This window comes from Acidobacteriota bacterium (assembly GCA_034211275.1).
Taxonomy (GTDB): Bacteria; Acidobacteriota; Thermoanaerobaculia; order Multivoradales; family JAHZIX01; genus JAGQSE01.
Genome location: JAXHTF010000006.1, coordinates 19,053 through 36,807 on the forward strand (window position 1 = coordinate 19,053; position 17,755 = coordinate 36,807).

The 17,755-nt window shown below is 67.0% G+C and carries 15 protein-coding genes; 4 read left to right on the forward strand and 11 right to left on the reverse strand.

Annotated elements, in window-relative coordinates:
- Window positions 1–65 precede the first annotated feature (65 nt).
- The 7 genes from SX243_02300 to kdsB all read right to left on the reverse strand — a co-directional run bounded on the left by SX243_02300 (window position 66) and on the right by kdsB (window position 7,973).
- Window positions 66–2,087, reverse strand: coding sequence for a sulfatase (locus SX243_02300; protein MDY7091782.1), 2,022 nt, complete (start codon window positions 2,085–2,087; stop codon window positions 66–68).
- A 100-nt stretch (window positions 2,088–2,187) separates the two neighbouring features.
- Window positions 2,188–2,757: an HAD hydrolase family protein gene (locus tag SX243_02305; protein ID MDY7091783.1), complete on the reverse strand. Its 570-nt coding sequence runs from the start codon at window positions 2,755–2,757 to the stop codon at window positions 2,188–2,190.
- Window positions 2,758–2,829: 72 nt separating this feature from the next.
- A complete protein-coding gene (locus SX243_02310) occupies window positions 2,830–3,453 on the reverse strand; it encodes a hypothetical protein (GenBank protein ID MDY7091784.1) in 624 nt (207 codons plus the stop codon).
- Between the two features lie 115 nt (window positions 3,454–3,568).
- Window positions 3,569–4,576, reverse strand: a complete 1,008-nt coding sequence (locus SX243_02315) for a KpsF/GutQ family sugar-phosphate isomerase (GenBank protein MDY7091785.1) — start codon at window positions 4,574–4,576, stop codon at window positions 3,569–3,571.
- A 34-nt stretch (window positions 4,577–4,610) separates the two neighbouring features.
- Complete coding sequence (gene kdsA / locus SX243_02320; protein ID MDY7091786.1) at window positions 4,611–5,492, reverse strand: 3-deoxy-8-phosphooctulonate synthase; 882 nt, start codon at window positions 5,490–5,492, stop codon at window positions 4,611–4,613.
- Window positions 5,489–7,180 carry a CTP synthase gene (locus SX243_02325; protein MDY7091787.1) on the reverse strand — a complete coding sequence of 564 codons (1,692 nt, stop codon included), beginning with the start codon at window positions 7,178–7,180 and terminating at the stop codon, window positions 5,489–5,491. Before SX243_02325 ends, kdsA begins: the two co-directional genes overlap by 4 nt.
- A gap of 70 nt (window positions 7,181–7,250) precedes the next feature.
- On the reverse strand, window positions 7,251–7,973 hold the full coding sequence (gene kdsB, locus SX243_02330) for a 3-deoxy-manno-octulosonate cytidylyltransferase (GenBank protein ID MDY7091788.1): 723 nt from the start codon (window positions 7,971–7,973) through the stop codon (window positions 7,251–7,253).
- 372 nt (window positions 7,974–8,345) lie between these two features.
- On the opposite strand from kdsB, the gene SX243_02335 reads away from it, so the two are divergent.
- The 4 genes from SX243_02335 to SX243_02350 all read left to right on the forward strand — a co-directional run bounded on the left by SX243_02335 (window position 8,346) and on the right by SX243_02350 (window position 13,611).
- Window positions 8,346–9,293 carry a transposase gene (locus tag SX243_02335; protein MDY7091789.1) on the forward strand — a complete coding sequence of 316 codons (948 nt, stop codon included), beginning with the start codon at window positions 8,346–8,348 and terminating at the stop codon, window positions 9,291–9,293.
- A gap of 350 nt (window positions 9,294–9,643) precedes the next feature.
- On the forward strand, window positions 9,644–11,332 hold the full coding sequence (locus tag SX243_02340) for an AarF/UbiB family protein (protein ID MDY7091790.1): 1,689 nt from the start codon (window positions 9,644–9,646) through the stop codon (window positions 11,330–11,332).
- 204 nt (window positions 11,333–11,536) lie between these two features.
- Window positions 11,537–12,544: a magnesium/cobalt transporter CorA gene (corA, locus tag SX243_02345; protein MDY7091791.1), complete on the forward strand. Its 1,008-nt coding sequence runs from the start codon at window positions 11,537–11,539 to the stop codon at window positions 12,542–12,544.
- Window positions 12,541–13,611, forward strand: a complete 1,071-nt coding sequence (locus SX243_02350; GenBank protein ID MDY7091792.1) for a hypothetical protein — start codon at window positions 12,541–12,543, stop codon at window positions 13,609–13,611. Before corA ends, SX243_02350 begins: the two co-directional genes overlap by 4 nt.
- Window positions 13,612–13,633: 22 nt before the next feature.
- Here the strand turns inward: SX243_02350 and SX243_02355 are convergent, their stop codons facing one another.
- The 4 genes from SX243_02355 to SX243_02370 form a co-directional block, all read right to left on the reverse strand.
- Window positions 13,634–14,443 carry a carboxypeptidase-like regulatory domain-containing protein gene (locus tag SX243_02355; protein ID MDY7091793.1) on the reverse strand — a complete coding sequence of 270 codons (810 nt, stop codon included), beginning with the start codon at window positions 14,441–14,443 and terminating at the stop codon, window positions 13,634–13,636.
- Entirely contained in the window at window positions 14,443–15,117 is a 675-nt protein-coding gene (locus SX243_02360) for an outer membrane lipoprotein carrier protein LolA (protein MDY7091794.1), read from the reverse strand. Before SX243_02360 ends, SX243_02355 begins: the two co-directional genes overlap by 1 nt.
- Before the next feature lie 98 nt (window positions 15,118–15,215).
- A complete protein-coding gene (purH, locus tag SX243_02365) occupies window positions 15,216–16,796 on the reverse strand; it encodes a bifunctional phosphoribosylaminoimidazolecarboxamide formyltransferase/IMP cyclohydrolase (GenBank protein MDY7091795.1) in 1,581 nt (526 codons plus the stop codon).
- Window positions 16,797–16,941: 145 nt separating this feature from the next.
- Entirely contained in the window at window positions 16,942–17,751 is an 810-nt protein-coding gene (locus tag SX243_02370; protein MDY7091796.1) for a hypothetical protein, read from the reverse strand.
- Window positions 17,752–17,755: the final 4 nt, after the last annotated feature.

Consider the following 17,755-nt stretch of genomic DNA (forward strand, 5'->3'; position numbering starts at 1 on the left):
TCGGCGCCTCGGAGTCCTCGCTCCATTCAAACTGGGCCACTATCCTGTGCCTCTTTCGGGCCTCTTCAGAGATACCCCAGGGCGCGCAGGCGCTCGATGTCCTCTTCGGTGAGGTCCGCGGGGAGGGCCGTGTCGGTCTCTCGGCGGGTTTGGAGCCAGCCTTGGAGAGCCCGGTGGAGCTCGTCCTCTACCGCCAGACCGGTGCCCGCCAGGTTGTTCTCCTCACCGGGATCTGTCCGTAGGTCGAAGAGATAACGGCCGTCCTCGTAGAAGTTGTTGCCCATACTGACCATGTAGGAATGGTCGCGGGTGCGGATGCGGGTGCCCAGGGCGTGGGAGTGCTCGCTGAACACGGCCCGGTGGCTACGCTCCTCGCCGTCGGCGATGGCGCGCAGATCGGTGCCGTCGCTCTCCGGAGCCTCCAGGCCGGCGGCGGCGAGGAGGGTGGGGAAGACGTCGACGTTCTGTACCAACTCCTCGAAGCGCCGTCCGGTGCCTTCGGCTCCTGGCCAGCGCACCATCAGCGGCACGTGGACGGTGGTCTCGAAGAGTCCGTGGTGGCCATAGCGCACGCCGTGGTCGGCGAGGTTTTCGCCGTGGTCCGCGATGAAGACCACGAGGGTGTTCTCCAGCAGGCCGCGGGAGCGGAGAAAGTCCATCAGCCGGTCCACCTGGCGGTCCAGATAGCTCACTTCGCCGGCGTAGAGCTCGCTGCTGCCCCCCAGGGGCATGTAGGTATAGCTGGGCCAGCCGGGGGTGCGGTGGAGCAGCCACCGGTCCACCGGCGCGAGGCCGTAGGAGCGGTCCGGGTGGAAGCCCAGGCCAAAGGGGGCCGGCGGCGTGTGAGGGGTGTGGGGATCGAACATGTGCAGCCAGGCGAAGAACGGGGCGTCGCCGTTCTCGGTGTGCTCGGCGATCCAATCCATGCCCATATCCGCCACCAGCTCGGCGGCGAAGTGGAGGCCGGAGACGGTGACCTCGTCGAAGCCCTGGCCGAGCCCCGAATTGCGGTGGCGCAGGTGGCGGGCAGCGATGACGGCGAGGGTGTCGTAGCCGGCGTCGGAGAAGACCTCGGCTAGGGTGGTGTAGCTGTCCGGCAGCGGGGTCGTGAGGTCGTAGATGCCGTGGTTCTTGCCGTAGAGGCCGGTCATCAGCGAGATGAAGCTGGGGTTGGTGACGTTGAAGCAGGAGGTGGCGTTGAGCCAGACGTCGCTCTCCTTCGCCAGCCGGTCGAGGCCGGGGGTCAGGCTGGGGCTGGCACCATAGGCTCCCAGGTGGTCGGCACGCAGCGTATCGGCGCCGATGAGCAGGATGTTGGGGCGTTGGGCGGAGGCGTTTTGGCGAGCCTCGCCGGCCTTGGAATCCTTGGAGAGTGGCGCCCGATAGTAGACCGCGGGGCTGACCCACTGAGCCCGGCGGGGCCGCGGCCGTTGGGCCACGGGCTCTTCCATCTCGGCGTCCAGCAGCAGCTCGATGGTCTGGCCGGCGAAGGCTTCGAGGCTGACGGTCACCGCCGCCTGGGCCGGCAGCGCTCGCACCCGCACCCATTCTTCGTGCAGAACTTGCTCCTCCGCCCCGCCTTGGGAAGGCTCACCGAGGGCCCGGGCGGAGACGCGGTAGAGGGTGGCCCAGGGGTGGCGGCGGTCGACCAGGGGGATGAAGGAGAAGTAGGGCTGATCTCCCACCTCGACGGTGAAGACCAGGCGGCTGCCGGCGACCTGCTGCAGGGCGCGCACCTCGGAGGCGGCCAGGCGCGGAATCTGTTGGCGTTGGAATGCCGTTACCTTGTCGAGCTCGCGGACCTCGTTGGCTCCCAGATAGACGACCTGTCGGGACCAGGCTTTCTGCTGCCCCAGCTCTTCCGGCTGGTAGGCGATGGAGGGATCGTCGAGCCAGAGGTCGTGGCGATGCCAGGCCTCGCTGCCGTCGGTCTGAGGTGCCTCGCCGGATCTCGGAGTTTCGGCTGCCGACGGTCCGTTCTCGCCGGGAGGGCCGCCACAGGCGAGCAGGAGCATCAGGGCTCCGGCCAGGACGATGGACCAGGCGACGGCTGCCGCGGAATTGGGGATGCAAGCTCGGTGATTCATGGTGATGGCTCGGTAGCTCCTGAGGGGTGACTCGGGTGCCGAGGTGTCCGGCATGTCTGGCGGCGGATCTTAGCAGGACCCCCCGAGGTGTCCCGGCGAATCAATCCTGGTAAAAGGGCGCGATGGCTTCCTGCCACTGGCCCCGGGCCTGGAGGACGGCTTCCACCGCTTCCCGCACGCAGCCTTGGCCGCCGGGGCGGTGGAGCACACGGTGGGCCAGCTGGCGGACCTCGGTGGCGGCGTCGGCGGGGCAGAGGGCCAGGCCCACCCGGCCCAGAACTCCAAGATCCGGCAGGTCGTCTCCAATGAAGGCCACGGCTTCGAGGGGAACTCCCGTCTCCTCCAGCAGGCTCTCCAGGGCGGCGACTTTGTTTCCCTGGCCCAGGAGAACGCGGTCGAGGCCGAGCTCGCCGGCGCGCACCTCCACCGCCCGGTTGCCCCGGGCGGAGAGCAATCCCACCTGAATCCCGCAGCGCCGCGCGAGCTTGAGGGCCAGGCCGTCGCGGGCGTGGAAGCGCTTGGTCTCCTCCCCCTCGGGGCCGTAGACCATGCGGCCATCGGTGAGCACGCCGTCGACGTCGGTGAGCAGCCAGGCGAGCCCTCGGGCTCGTTGACGGAAGGTTTCGTCGTCGAGGGCTCGTGGGGTGGCGGCGGTGGGTTGATGGGGCATGGACGTTGGGTGTGGCGAGAACGTTGGGTGTGGAGAGGACGCAGTGGTGCTCGGGACAGGCCCGGGGGAGGCTCAGTCGTCGTCGCCATGTTTGACGCCGGTCTTGGCAGAGGCGTCGGATTCTTGGGTCGGGGTGGTGTGCTCAGCTTCCGGCTGGGCCGCCGGTAGCCAGAATTTCTTCGGCACCGCCAGCTCCCGCTGCTGGGATTGGGGTAGCTCGCGGTCGGGGCGCAGCTCATCCTCGAGCTCGCGCAGGCCGCTGCCGCGGAAGTTGCCGCGGATTTTCACTGTGCGGTGCACCGTGCGCTGGTAGGAGACCACCTCACCGTCGAAGGGCATGCCCAGCTCCTCGCCACCGAAGTGGTCCAGGGCCTCGCCGCTCTCGTCGTCGATGTCGCCGGGCAAGCGGCGGTCCGAGCCGTGGGGGAGCCTGCCGCCTCTGCCGGTCTTGCGCCGCCGGACGGTGGCGGAGGCGCTTTGGTGCTGGTGCACTTCGATGCTGTTGCCGCCGCGGCGGGCGTAGAGGTCCTGCTGCGCTTCGAGATCCGCCACCAATTCTTCGTGACCGCCGCGGGTCTGCCGGCGCACGGTGCCGGAGCGATGATCGCTGTGGCGTAGCTCGTCGTTGCCTCCGGATCGTAGGGACGAAAGGATGTTCGAGAGAAAGGATTGTAGGGGATTGGAATCAGAGCTCATGGAACCTCCATCGAATGATCGATGCGACGACGGCATCATACCGTGCTCCATCGACGATGAGGTGTCAGGACCAGAGAAGCGGCCGGGACGGGTGACAGGGATTGAGGACGGGGACTCAGAAAAGCTCCAGCCCCCAGAGCTGGTGCAGGTGGACGAGGCCCAGGAGCTGATGGTCTTCACCGACGACGAAGAGGGAGGTGATGCGGTGGTCCTCCATCTCCTTGAGGGCCGCCGGTGCCAGCTCGTCGGGCTGGATGGTCAGGGGGGAGGGATGAAGACAATCACCGGCGGTGCGGTGGAGAAGCTCGCCGTCGGTTTCGAGGCGGCGGCGTAGATCGCCGTCGGAGATGCAGCCCAGCAACCGCCCGCCCTCGTCGGTGACGGCGGTGATGCCCAAGCCTTTGCGGCTCATCTCGTAAATGGCCTCGCGCATGGGCGTGCTCTCGGTGACCCGGGGGAGGGCGTCGCCGGCGTGCATCAGGTCGTGTACCTTGAGCAGGCGTTTGCCCAGTCGCCCACCGGGATGCAGTCGGGCGAAGTCCTCCGGGGTGAAGCCCCGGGCCTCCAGCAGCGCCATGGCCAGGGCGTCGGCGAGGGCGAGGGTGGCGGTGGTGGAGGCGGTGGGAGCGAGGTTCAAGGGGCAGGCCTCGCGGTCGATGGGAACCGGCAGGTGCAGGTCGGCGGCGAGGGCCAACGGGCTGCCGGCGCTGCCGGTGATGGCGATGAGGGGGACTCCCAGACGCTTGAGGGTTTGTACCAGTCGCAGCAGCTCCTCGGTGGTGCCGGAGTAAGAGGCGGCGAGGACGACGTCGCCGGGGACGATCATCCCCAGGTCACCGTGGATGGCCTCCGCGGGGTGGAGAAAGAGGGATGGGGTGCCGGTGGAGGCGAGGGTGGCGGCGACCTTCTTCATCACCAATCCGCTCTTCCCCATGCCGCTGCACACGACGCGCCCGGGGGCCTCCCGGATCATCGCCACGGCGCGGTCGAAGTTGCCGTCGAGGTGGGGGAGCAGGCCGAGGATGGCCCCGGCCTCGATCTCCAGCACCTGCCGGGCGACCTCCCTGGGGGAGCGGGATTTGGCTTCTGGGCTTGCTGGTTTCGGGTTGTCCAGATCGGTCATCGGTGGTGGGTTCCTGCGGGGAACAGCTCGGTTCTCAGGAGAGGGCGATGCCGGTGGTCTGGCGTTGCTCAGAGCCCTCTTTCCAGGGCTCCAGCGCGCCGCGCACCGCCAGGAGGGAGGCGAGAAGCTTTTCGGCCCGCTCCGGGAGCAGTTGGGTGGTGCTGTCGGAGAGGGCGTTGTCGGGATCGGGATGGACCTCCAGGAAGACGCCGTCGGCACCGGCGGCGACGGCCGCTCGGGCCAGAGGCTCGGCGTAGACCTTGGCACCGCCGGTTTCGGCGCCGCCGCCGGGAAGCTGCAGCGAGTGGGTGACGTCGTAGATCACCGGGATGCCCTCCCGGTGCAACATGGAGAAGCTGCGCATGTCCACTACCAGGTTGTTGTAGCCGAAGCTATAACCGCGCTCCGTGACGGTGATCCGCTGGTTGCCGGTGCTGCGAGCCTTCTCCACCGCCTTGGCCATGTCCTCCGGGGCGACGAACTGGCCCTTCTTGATGTTGACGGCGCGGCCGGTGCCGGCGGCGGCGAGGACTAGGTCGGTCTGGCGGCAGAGGAAGGCAGGGATCTGGAGCACGTCGCAGACTTCCGCCGCGGGGGCGCATTGAGAGGCGTCGTGGACGTCGGTGAGGACCGGCAGGCCGGTCTCCTCCTTGACCTTCGCCAGCACCCGCAGGCCCTCCTCCAGTCCCGGACCGCGAAAGCTCTCGAGGGAGCTGCGGTTGGCCTTGTCGAAGGAGGCCTTGAATACCACCGCCAGGCCCAGGCGCTGGGCCATGGCCCGAACCAGGCCGGCGGTGCGCAGGGTGTGGTCTTCGTTTTCGATGACGCAGGGGCCGCTGATCACCGGCAGCTGCTCGCCGCCGATGGTGACCCCCGGGGCGAGCTCCAGGATCGGGAGGCTCGACGCTGTGCTCATCGAGTCTCCAGCTCGGCGGTCATCTGCGCTTGCTGAGCCTCGGGGGAGGAGGTCTTGGCTCCCTCCTGCTCGTGATCCTCGTGCTGGCGCCGCTTGTAGTGCTCGAGGGCGGCGGCGATGAAGGAGACGAAGAGCGGATGGGGAGCCGTCGGCTTGCTCTTGTATTCCGGATGGAATTGGCAGCCGATGAACCACGGGTGGGAGGGGAGCTCCACCATCTCGACGAATTTGCCGTCCGGGCTCAGGCCGGAGACCACCAGGCCGTTGTCCACCAGGGTCGAGAGGTATTTCTGGTTGACCTCGTAGCGGTGGCGATGGCGCTCGCTGATCTCGTCCTGGCCGTAAATGCCGTGGGCGATGGTGCCCTTCTGGAGCTGGCAGGGGTAGGCGCCCAGGCGCATGGTGCCGCCCATCTCCTCGATGCCCAGGAGGTCCCGCAGCTTGTAGACCACGGTGTGGTCGGCGCCCTCGTCGAATTCGGAGGAAGTGGCCTCGGAGAGACCGCAGACGTTGCGGGCGAATTCGATGACGATACACTGCATGCCCAGGCAGATGCCGAAGAGGGGGACGCCGTGCTCGCGGGCGTACCGCACGGCGGTGATCTTGCCCTCGCTGCCTCGGATGCCGAAGCCGATGGGCACCAACAGCCCGTCCACCTCGTGGACCTCCCGGGGCCAGTTGCCGCTCTCGAAGTCGGCGGAGTTGATGTACACCAGCTCCACCGCGCAATCGTTGGCGATGCCGCCGTGATTGAGAGCTTCGTTGAGACTCTTGTAGGCGTCGGCGAAGTCGACGTATTTGCCCACGATGCCGATGCGCACCCGGTGATGGGGATTCTTGATGCGGCTGACGAGATTCTCCCAGCGGGAGAGATCCCGCGGGTAGGCGGGGAGGTTGAGCTGCTCGAGGAGCAGGTCGTCGAGACCCTCGCGGCAGAACATCAGCGGCACCTCGTAGATGGTGCCGACGTCGCGGGCGGCGATGACCTGGCGGGGCTCGACATTGCAGAACTGGGCGATCTTGCTCTTCATCTCGCTGGGCAGGGCGCGATCCACCCGGCACAGGAGCACGTCGGCGGAAATGCCGATCTCCCGCAGCTCGCGCACCGAGTGCTGAGTGGGCTTGGTCTTGAGCTCGTCGGCAGCGGCGATGTAGGGCACCAGGGTGAGGTGGATGTTGACCGCGTTGGTGCGCCCCAACTCCATGCGGAATTGGCGGATGGCCTCGACGAAGGGAAGGGACTCGATGTCGCCTACGGTGCCGCCGATCTCGACGATGACCACGTCGTGGTCGTCGGCGACGCCTCGCATGGCCTCTTTGATCTCGTCGGTGACGTGGGGAATGACCTGGACGGTCTTGCCCAGATAGTCCCCCCGGCGCTCCTTCATGATCACCTGCTGGTAGATCTTGCCGGTGGTGAAGTTGTGGAGCTTGCTGGTGGTGGTGTTGATGAAGCGTTCGTAGTGGCCTAGATCCAGGTCGGTTTCGGCGCCGTCGTCGGTGACGTAGACCTCACCATGCTGATAGGGGGACATGGTGCCCGGGTCGACGTTGACGTAGGGGTCGAGCTTCATGGCAGTGACGGAGAAGCCGCGAGCCTCGAGGATCGCTCCGACGGAGGCTGCGGCCACCCCTTTGCCCAGGGACGACACCACGCCGCCGGTGACGAAAATGTACTTGGTTGCCATGTTCCTTCCTACTCCTCCTGACCGGTTCGCTCGTTGGGGGGACTGGTTCGCTAGTTGGGTGACTGGTTCGCTAGTTGGGTGACTGGGCCAGCAGCTGCTCGACGCGGGCCAGGTCGTGTTCGGTGTCGACCCCGGGGGCGGCGCTGGCCACCCGCAGGACTTTGAGTCGCATGCCGTTCTCTAGCGCACGCAGCTGTTCGAGTTTCTCGCAGATCTCCAGCGGGGTGGGCTCCAGGTCGGCGAGGCGCAGCAGGGCCGCACGCTGATATCCATAGATGCCGAGGTGTTTGAGCACGGGACGAGAAGCCAGGTCTCCAGCGCCGTCCCGATCATAGGGTATCGCAGCGCGGCTGAAGTAGAGAGCGTAGTCGGAGCGGTCGAGGACCACCTTGACGGCGTTGGGGTCGTCGACCTCTTCCGGAGCGGCCGGGGCAGCGAGGGTGACCAAGTCGTCGTCGGGATGCTGCTGCAGGTGACGGGCGAGACGATCGACGGCGTCGGGGTCGATGAGGGGCTCGTCCCCCTGAACGTTGACCACCACCGCCTCGGCCCAGCCGCGGGCGGCCCATGCGATGCGGTCGGTGCCGCTGGCACAGTCCTCGGGGGTCATCTGCGCCTCGCCGCCGAACTCCACTACGGCGCGCCGGATGTCCTCGTGGTCGGTGAGCACCACGACCCGCTGAATGCTCGCTGCCTGCTGCACGCGGCGGTAGACGTGCTCGACCATGGTGCGGCCGGCGATGGATCGCAGAGGCTTGCCGGGAAGGCGCGTGGAGCCCCAGCGGGCGGGAATGGCGGCGACGACGGCGGGAGCCGAGGCGGTGCGCTCCCCGGAGCGGTCGCCGTGGGGGGCGTCGGAAGTCGAGGGTCGAGGGGGCGACGGTGGTCGAGCGCCCTGGTTTTGGAGGTGCACATCCAACGATACGGTCCCGGGGGAAAGGCTGTCAACCGGGGGTTGAGGGGCTCGTTGGGAGAGCCAGCAGTGGATTTCAACACTTGGGTGCCCCGTTCTCCTCAACCCATCAACACTTGGGTCCCACTCCGACGCTGCCTCGACCGGATCAGGCGATTTCGAAGCGCATCTCGCCTTTCTTGCCCATGATTTGAAAAAAGGTGAGCGATCCCGGCCCCTTTTGCCCTCTTGGAGGAGTGAAAGGAGTTCTAGATGAAACAGACGATCCGATTCATTCCCTTTGGCGGAGCTCTGGTCTTGGTCACTCACCGGTGCTTCCAGGCCCGCTTCCTGCTCACCCCGACCGGTCAACTGAACCAGCTGGCCAAGGCCATCGTCGCCCGCGCCGCGAAGCGGGCTGGAGTAGAGGTCGTAGTCGTCCTGATCTTCGGCAACCACGTCCATCTGCTGCTTCGGGTCCCGGATGCCGAGGCCATGGCCGAGTTCATGAACTACTTTGCGGGCAATTTGGCCCGGGAGGCCGGCCGTCTTCACGATTGGTCGGGCAAGTTTTGGCACCGTCAGTATTCCTACTCGGTGGTGGCGGACGACGAAGCCTCCCAGGCCCAGGTTCTCCGCTACCTCTTGGCTCACGGCTGCAAAGAAGATCTGGTCGCCAGTCCTCTCCATTGGCCCGGCCTTCATCCAGCGTCGATGATTCTGGAAGGCCCGATGCACCGGGGCATCTGGGTCAATCGCACCGCTCTTTGCCGCGCCCGTCACAACCGCCCGGCTTCTCCTCCCGACCCTCGGGACTACGAGGAGGAAGAGATTCTTCACCTCAGCCAGCTACCCTGCTGGGCGGATCTATCCTGGGAGGAGTACCAGGCTCGAGTGAGGGCTCTGGTCAAGGAGATCGAGGAGGGAACCCGAGCCCGACACCGGCGCGACGGCACTCGGCCCGTGGGGCGCCGGAGGGTGCTGGCGCAGGACCCTCATGGCGCACCCAAGAAGCCAAAGAAGGGGCCGGGGCGCTTGATCATCGCGGCTTCGGAGGCGGTGCAGGAAGTGTTTGAAGACGCCTATCGCCAGGTCGTCGAAGCCTTCGCGACGGCCTCGGCGAAGCTGCGGGCTGGGAATCGAAGAGTGCAGTTCCCGGTCGGGACTTTTCCACCGGCCCTGCCCTTCGTGCGAGGTCCAGCGGCGGCACTCACTGGCTGACGGGCTGGCTGAACCGAGCCTGAGAATTCTCACCACCGAAGCAAAAAGAAATTTTAGGCCATCCATCCGGTGGCCCGGGAGAGGTGCGCCTTGGAAGGCCCCAGCGGGCGGTCGTAGGAGCTCTGCGGCGGTAGTTTGCCCTGTCAATGAGGCGGTGCGGGTTAGGTTTGGGGCAGATCTTGGTCTTGCTGGGACTGGAGGGGGTGGGGAAGGCGGATAATTCCGGCGAGTTTCCAACAAGTGGGTGCCTTGATCTGAGGAGGACCAGAAGGTGGGTGGCCTTTTGGGACGATGAGGTCGCGTAGGATAGTCGGGATCGCCGCCCGATGGCGGCGCAGGGGAGGTTTTTCTTGATTCAGCGCAAATCCAGCACTCTTGGACGGACATATCGCCACGCCCAGCGGTATCGGCAGATTCTAGGAGTGCTGCTCAAACACGGGTATTACGACACCCTCAAGAGTCTGAAGATCGAGCAGTACTTGGATGGCGGGTTGCGGCGGTTCAAGGGGCCGCCGGAGCAGCAGGCGTTGAATCGGGCGGAGCGCTTTCGGCGGGTTTTGGAGGAGTTGGGACCCACTTTCGTAAAAGCGGGGCAGCTGCTGTCGACGCGGCCGGATCTGCTGCCGGTGGACATCCTGGAGCAGCTGGCGAAGCTGCAGGACGAGGTGGCGCCGTTCGACTTCGAGCAGGTTCGGGAGATCGTGGAGGAGGAGCTGGAGGCGCCGCTGGAGCAGTATTTCGCCAGTTTCGAGGTGCAGCCGTTGGCGGCGGCGTCCATCGGCCAGGTGCATCGGGCGGTGACGGTGGAGGGGCAGGAGGTGGTGGTGAAGGTGCGCCGCCCAGGGGTGGCGGCCACGGTGGGGGTGGACCTGGAGATCATGCTCAACCTGGCCCAGCTGGTGGAGCACCGCATTGAAGGTTGGGACGTGCACCAGCCGTCCAAGGTGGTGGAGGAGCTGGCGGTGTCGTTGGAGCGCGAGCTCGACTACCGCATGGAGGCGGCGAATCAGGAGCATTTTGCCTGGCAGTTCCGCGGCCAGTCGAAAGTGCGGGTGCCGGCGGTGTTGCGGCCGTTGACCACCGAGGCGGTGCTCACCATGGAGTACGTGGAGGGCACCAAGGCCTCGGACCTGGAGGCGCTGCGGCGGCTGGAGCGGGATCCGAAGCGCCTGGCCACCACCGCCGCGGAGCTCACCATGCGTCAGATCTTCGACTTCGGCTTCTTCCATGGGGATCCTCACCCGGGCAATCTTCTGGTGCTCGACGACGGAACTCTGTGCTACCTCGATTTCGGCATGATGGGCCGGATCAATCGCTCGACCCGAGAGAGCTTTGCGGAGCTGATGCTGGGCATCGTGCGCCGGGACAGCCAGCGCATGCGGGACGGCTTGATGGAGCTCTGCCGGCAGCAGGGGGAAGTGGACACGGCGGCGCTGGAGCGGGAGCTCTCCGAATTTGCGGATCGCCACTTCTTTCAGCCCCTCAAGACCCTCAAGCTGGGGGACGTGCTGCAGCAGCTCTTGGAGCTGGCGGCGCGCCATCGCCTGGGGATCCCGGCGGACCTCTTCATGATGATCAAGGCTCTGGCCAATATCGAAGGGCTGTGCCGCCGGCTCGACCCGGAGTTCCAGATCGCCCAGCACGCGGTGCCTTTCCTGCACCGCATCCAGCTCGAGCGCTTGCATCCGAAGCGCCTGGCCCTCGACCTGGTGGACGCCGGTGGTGAATCCCTGGCGCTGCTGCGGGAGGTTCCCGGTGAGCTGCGCAAGACCCTGGTGCAGATCCGCCGCGGCCGGGCGAAGGTGGGCTTCGAGTTGCTGGGCCTCACCCCCCTCAACGCCACCCTCGACCGGGTGAGCAACGTGCTGGCCTTCGCCATCGTGCTGGCGGCGTTGATCATCGGCTCTTCGCTGATGGTGTTGGCCGGGGTGCCGCCGTTGTGGAACGGCATTCCCCTCATCGGTCTCGCCGGCTTCGTGGTGGCGGGGGTGATGGGGTTCTGGCTGTTGGCGTCGATCCTGCGCCATGGGCGCATGTGAGGCGGCAGCACCGCGGGAGCTCCGGGACCAGTACAATGAGTGACCCGGAGGAGAGTGCTCCAGAGGAATGAGATGAGTCCACAGCGAACATTCGGGAAGCTGCGCCGCCGGCTACGCTTGCCCAAGTTAGGCCACAGGCACCGCCAGCCCAAGCCGGGCTCTGCCCCGGGGCTCATCGACGTTGCCCCGGATGCCTTGCCCTCGATGATCTCCGTAGTGGCCTACGGGCAGGAGGAGGTGGTGGAGGAGACCGTCGCCGATATTCCCTCCCTCAAGCCCTACCTGGGGCAGCACACCGTCACCTGGGTCGATGTGGTGGGCCTGGGCACCGAGCAGGTGCTGGTGGATCTCGAAGATCTGCTGGGACTTCACCGCCTGGCCCTGGAGGACGTGGTCAACGTCGGTCAGCGCCCCAAGGCGGAGGAATACGACGACCACCATTTCATCGTCCTCCACATGGCCCACCTGCCCACGACTCCCCAAGGAGAGGCGGTGGAGCTGGAGCAGGTCAGTCTCTTCGTCGGCCACGGGTATGTCATCAGCTTCCAGGAGCGGGCCGGGGACAGCTTCGAGCCGGTGCGCGAGCGCATTCGTCTGGGCCGCAGCCGGCTGCGCAGCGCCGGCGCCGACTATCTGGCCTACGCCTTGGTGGACGCCGTCGTGGATGGTTTTTTTCCGGTGATGGAGAATATCGGGGATCGCCTGGAGGCCCTGGAAGAGACCATCATCGAGGATCCCCACACCGACATCATCGGCGAGCTCCACGCAGTGCGTCGAGAGCTGATGAGCCTGCGCCGGTCGATCTGGCCCCTGCGGGATGCCCTCAACGTCCTCCAGCGCAGCACCAGTCTGTTCACTGAACGCACCCAGGTCTTCCTGCGCGATGCCTATGACCACGCCCTGCGGCTGATGGATATGGCGGAGAGTCTGCGGGAGATGGGGTCCAACCTGATGGATTTGCACCTTTCCATGGTCAGCCACCGCATGAACGAGGTGATGAAGGTGCTCACCATCATCTCCACCATCTTCATCCCCCTGGGCTTTCTCGCCGGCCTCTACGGCATGAACTTCGACCCCGAGGTCTCTCCCTGGAATATGCCGGAGCTCAGCTGGTATTGGGGCTACCCGACCCTTCTGGGGGTGATGCTGGTGGTGGTGATCCTGCTGATCTTCTACTTCCGCGCCAAGGGCTGGATCGGGAGTGACGATTGACCCCGAAGGAGGCAGCCGCCGGAGCAGGGACCTCCCGCAGGGAAGGACGCTTTCTGCGCGGCGCAGTGCGGCTGACGCTGGGGTTGGTGGTGGTGGCTTTGCTGATCACCGGTGGGCGCTGGCTCTTCGGCGGCTCGCCCGCCACCGGTGACGCGCAGTGGATCTGGGCGCCGAGCCTCGATCCGGCCAACACCGAGCCGGCGGTGTACTTCGCCTTCCGCGACTTTCAGCTCGACGCCCGGCCCGAGCAGGCCCGGCTGCTGATTCAGGCGGAAGAGGAGTACCGCGTCTGGATCAACGGCCGGCCGGTGGGCAGCAACGTCTTTCACCAGCAGGCCCCGCTGGACGTCTACCGCATCGAGAAGCTCTTGCTCCCGGGGGGCAATCGGCTGTTGGTGGAATTGCGCAGCAGCTTCGGCGGCGGCGGCCTGCTGGCGTCTCTGGAAGCCGGCGGGGAGGACGGGGAGCTTCGGCCGGTGGTGGTCACCGACGGTGCCTGGCGGGTCAGCCGGGAGTGGCAGCCGGGGCTGCTGGGAGGCTGGACGAGCCCTCAGGAGGCGGAGCCGGTGCGGGTCTGGGGCCGCCCCCCCATCGGCCGCTGGGGGGTTCCGAAGCTGGGGCCGGAGCGGCCGGTGACGGCGTTGTTGAAGCAAGGTTCGATGCTTCCGAAGCCTTGGGTCGCGAGTCTTCAGAGGGAGAGCCCGGTGCGCGCCCAGAGCCGCTGGGAAGAGCCGGTGGTGGGGTACCTGAGCCTCGAGCTGGAGCCCGGCAGTGGCCGGATCGGGCTGGTGGTACCGGCGCAAGACGAACCTGCGGTGGCGGTGATGGTGGCGCTGGGCGCTTCGCGTTGGGTCGACGCCCGGCCCCGACGCTGGCGGCGGGCGGAAATCCTCGGGCTGGACGGAGTGGTGGCGGCGTCGGTCCTCGAGCTGCCTCCGGCCACCCGCAGCGCCTTGCTCAGCCCGGCGGAGCTGCCTCCGTCCACCCTCCTGGGGATCCACACACCGCCGTCACCGACGCCGCTGCATCAGCGGGTGCGCCGGATCCTGCGCGACTCGTCTTCTTGAGAGCAGGGTCCTGAGAGCGGGCTCAGCCGTCGATGGGCCTGATGGGATCGAAGCTATCCACCTTGGTCAGTCGCCCGTTCTCGAAGCGATAGACCTTGCCACGGTCGAAATACCACCAGGCGCCCTCGCCGGCCCGCGGTTCCTCGACCTTGTCCGGCCGTCCCTGCTCCTGGTAGACGCGCTTCTCGTCGTCGCTGTCCAGGGCCGCCAGGAAGCGGCGGAAGGTCTCGAGGAAGCTGGTGTCGTCGATCACCAGGGGAGTGACCACCGGGCTGCCGGTGAGAGTCTGGTCGGAGATGTCCTTGCGCAGCAGCACCCGCAGATGCTCACCGTCGTGGCGCCGCACCGGAATCGTCACCAATAGCTCGAAGCCGTTGTAGTACTCGTTCCACGGCCAGCGGATGCGGTATTCACCGCTGCTGTTGGTGGTGCTGCTGACGCGGAAATCGTCGACCCGGGTGCGCCGCAGCTTGCGGTAATTGAATTTGTTGCGGCTGGCTTCCAGGACCACCTGCACATCGGCGATGGGAACTCCCTCGCCGTCGGTGACCAGGCCGGTGAATTGCACCGGTTCGCCCTTCTGATAGGCGTCGGCCTCGGCCGGGGCGGCCCAGAGCAGAACCAATCCCAGGCACACCGCACCGGCGGACAGAAGCAAGCAGCGCAGGAGGCGCGCCGAGCTGTGGCGGGCCGAGCTGTGGGGGACCATTGCTGGCTGCGGCGGGCAGCCCGAGGGAGCAGCGGAGCGGTGGTCGGAAGACGCGGGGCGAGGGGCGAGCCAGGGATTGGGCATGGGCGGGTCGGTCCTTTTGCGGTCCTTCGGTAGGGGCATCAGCTCTCTCCCTGCCACTCGATGTCGCGGGGAGCGGTGAAGACGTCGCGGCCCTCCACCTCCTGGTAATTCTCCAGCTCGAAGGTGGTGGTGCCGCCGTCGGCGTCGCGGTAGCGGATGCCGACGATGCGATGAGTCTGGGGGCGCACCATGAAGGCCGCCTCCCGCAGGCGCTCGGTGGTCACATGGGGCTCGAGGAGGATCTCCAGCGCGCCATCGGCGCCTTCCTCCACGGTGGCCTGGTAGCGCCGCCGCAGCTCACCGGTGGAGAGTAGCAGCAGGTCCAGTCCGGGCTCGTCCTCCGGATCCACCAGGTAGCGCCGGCCGCTGCCGTCCTCCGGATTCCAAGCATGAACCACCCCGCCGCAAATCAAATAGCTTTCCGGATACGGCTCGGAGTACTCTACTCGCAGGCAGTCCGGGAGCTCCATGAACATCCGGCCGCTCCGCTCTTCGGCGGTATCGAACCCCGCCGGCACATAGCTCTGATCGAAGTCGGCGCTGAGGATGCCAGCGGTTTCGCTGGCGGCCCGCACTTGCTCCAGGGTCTCCCAGGGGTCGCTGCCTTCCGCAGCTGCAGGGCTTCCCCAGAGGCCCCACAGCAGGAGTACGGCGAGGCCGAGAGGAGCGAAGCGGTGAGGGCGGGGCTGGGAGGAAGAGCGCAATCGTTGCAAGGCTTGGCGTGATCTACCCATAGAGCCGCAGTCTATCCCAGGGCTCTCGATGGGAGGAGACGCTCGCCTCGAGCCCACTGCCGGAAAGACCGGCGGGATCAATGCCGGAAGTGCCGCGTTCCGGTGTGGACCAGCGCAATGCCGTGCTCGTCGGCGGCGGCGATGACCTCGCCGTCTCGCTTGCTGCCCCCGGGCTGGATCACCGCCGTCACCCCCGCCTGCGCCAGGGCGTCCAGGCCGTCCCGGAAGGGAAAGAAGGCGTCGGAGGCGGCGGCGCAGCCTGCCGTCGGCAACTGGGCCTTCTTCACCGCCAGCTCGCAGGAGTCGACACGGCTCATCTGGCCGGCGCCGATGCCCACCGTCTGATGCTGGTTGGCGAGAACGATGGCGTTGGACTTGACGTAGCGGCAGACCTTCCAGGCCAGCTCCAGGGCTTGGCGCTCCTCCTCCGTGGGCTGGCGCTGGGTGGGATAGGTCCAGGTCTCGGCGTCGTCCTCCCGGGCGTCCACCTCCTGAGCCAGCATGCCGCCGGCCACGGAACGCAGGTCCAGCTCGGCGCCGGGCTCGAAGAGCGGTGCCTTGATCAGGCGCCGGGCCTTCTTCTTCGCCATCCGAGCGAGGGCGTCCTTCTTGAATCCGGGGGCGATCACCACCTCCACGAAGAGCTTGTTCATCAGCTCCGCCACGGCATCATTGACCGGCCGGTTGAGGGCGATGATGGAGCCGAAGGCGGAGACCGGGTCGGTGGCCAGGGCGCGCTCGTAGGCGACCTTCAGCTGGTGTCCCCAGCCGACGCCACAGGGATTGTTGTGCTTGACGATGACCACCGCCGGCTGGCTGAATTGGGACACCATCTTGCGGGCCGCGTCGGCGTCCAGCAGATTGTTCCAGGACAGCTCCTTGCCCTGCAGCTGCTCCATGCCGCCGAAGAGCCCAGCGCCGTCGCGGTGGCGATAGACGGCAGCCCGCTGGTGCGGATTCTCGCCATAGCGGGGAACCATCTCCCGCTCCAGGCCGACCTCCAGCTGCTCGGGGAAGCTGGCCTCCTGGGCGGCTTTCGCGGCATCCGCCTCGTCCTCCCCATCCGCCAGCTGCTCTCCCAGCCACTCTCCGATGGCGCGGTCGTAGTGCGCCGTGTGGCGGAAGGCTTCCAGAGCCAACCGCCGGCGCATGGCTTCCGGCACCGCGCCCTGGCTCTCCTGCAAGGCCGCCAACACCTCGGCGTAATCCTCCGGCCGCACCACCACGGCGACTCCGCTGTGATTCTTCGCTGCCGCCCGGATCATCCCCGGCCCACCGATGTCGATCATCTCCACCACTTCCTCGTAAGTGGCATCGTCCGCGGCGGCGGTGCGCTCGAAGGGATAGAGGTTCACCGCCACCAGGTCGATGGGGATGATGCCGTGCTCCTTGAGCTGGCCCAGGTGCGCGGCGCGGGCGCGGTCCGCCAGGATGCCGCCGTGGATGCGCGGGTGCAGCGTCTTGACCCGGCCGTCGAGGATCTCCGGGAAGCCGGTGGCCTCCGAGACCCGGACCACCGGAATCTCCTTCTCCTCGAGGAATGCGGCGGTGCCGCCGGTGGACAGAATCTCGATTCCCAGCTCGTGGAGACCGCGGGCGAAGGCGGCGAGGCCGGATTTGTCGGAAACGGAGATCAGAGCGCGGCGAATGGGGAGCATGGTGGCCTCCTCAATAGATGTCGAATCGAAACGTCACCCAGGTCCGTCCCCGGGGGCCGTCCTCAAAGCCGTCAATATAGTCGATCTGCGATGGTGAAGTCCCGGAATCCCGGCCGAGAGCTCTGCGGCGCAGAGCGAGAATGGCTCAGCGAGCCGTCTTGGCGGCGATCTTCGGGATCACCACCAGCCGCTCACCGCGCACCGGCAACCCCACCCGCGAGTCCGCGCCCCCGGCCTGCACCCAGATCCAGCGCAGCACCTCGGCGACGTCGGTGATGGCGTGGCTGTAGGAGAGGGCGGCGATGGCGAAGGCGGTGGAACGATCGTCGAAATAGCGCCGGCCGTCGATCTCGCCGATACGCTGATACTCGTCCCCCACCCGCGGATAGAGCCTGCGGCTGCGGCTCAGGGTCTCCTCCAGCATGGGCCTCAAATCATCCGAGCGCTGCACCGCCGGCCGCAGCCCGTAAAAGACCGTGCGCACCCGCGGCTGGGCGCTCTCCAGATAGCGAGCGAAGTCGGCAAAATAAGTGCCCTCGCCGGGATCGGCGGCGGAAGTGTTGAGTGGGAAGTTGGCGTCCGCCAAGTAGTGGGAGACCACCCCCAACCGGTAGACGATCTCTTCCATGGGCCGATGGGCCCGGATCGCCGCCACCGCTCCGCCGACCTCGTAGAGGATCACCTCGTCCAGCTGGCCGCCTCGTTCATCGATGCGGTGGCGCTCCGCCTGACCGTCCTGGAACGCCGCCAGCACGCCCTTGCGGTACTCCCCCTGATGCTTGGCGATCTGCCGCACCAAATCCGGCGGCGCCAACCCCGCCGCAGTCTCGGCGATGGTCACCTGACTCCCCGGCGTCCACGCCGCCGCCGGCAGCGCCACGGTCGCTCCAAGCGCCCACAGCACCACCACCATCCAGCCCGAATGACGCCTCCCCACCGCGTTCTTTTCGCTCATGCCC

Excerpts from the sequence above, each read along its gene's own strand:
- SX243_02300 (MDY7091782.1), bottom strand. The coding sequence starts at position 2,087 with ATGAATCACCGAGCTTGCATCCCCAATTCCGCGGCAGCCGTCGCCTGG.
- SX243_02305 (MDY7091783.1), bottom strand. The coding sequence starts at position 2,757 with ATGCCCCATCAACCCACCGCCGCCACCCCACGAGCCCTCGACGACGAA.
- SX243_02310 (MDY7091784.1), bottom strand. The coding sequence starts at position 3,453 with ATGAGCTCTGATTCCAATCCCCTACAATCCTTTCTCTCGAACATCCTT.
- SX243_02315 (MDY7091785.1), bottom strand. The coding sequence starts at position 4,576 with ATGACCGATCTGGACAACCCGAAACCAGCAAGCCCAGAAGCCAAATCC.
- kdsA (MDY7091786.1), bottom strand. The coding sequence starts at position 5,492 with ATGAGCACAGCGTCGAGCCTCCCGATCCTGGAGCTCGCCCCGGGGGTC.
- SX243_02325 (MDY7091787.1), bottom strand. The coding sequence starts at position 7,180 with ATGGCAACCAAGTACATTTTCGTCACCGGCGGCGTGGTGTCGTCCCTG.
- SX243_02335 (MDY7091789.1), top strand. The coding sequence starts at position 8,346 with ATGAAACAGACGATCCGATTCATTCCCTTTGGCGGAGCTCTGGTCTTG.
- corA (MDY7091791.1), top strand. The coding sequence starts at position 11,537 with ATGATCTCCGTAGTGGCCTACGGGCAGGAGGAGGTGGTGGAGGAGACC.
- SX243_02355 (MDY7091793.1), bottom strand. The coding sequence starts at position 14,443 with ATGCCCCTACCGAAGGACCGCAAAAGGACCGACCCGCCCATGCCCAAT.
- purH (MDY7091795.1), bottom strand. The coding sequence starts at position 16,796 with ATGCTCCCCATTCGCCGCGCTCTGATCTCCGTTTCCGACAAATCCGGC.
- SX243_02370 (MDY7091796.1), bottom strand. The coding sequence starts at position 17,751 with ATGAGCGAAAAGAACGCGGTGGGGAGGCGTCATTCGGGCTGGATGGTG.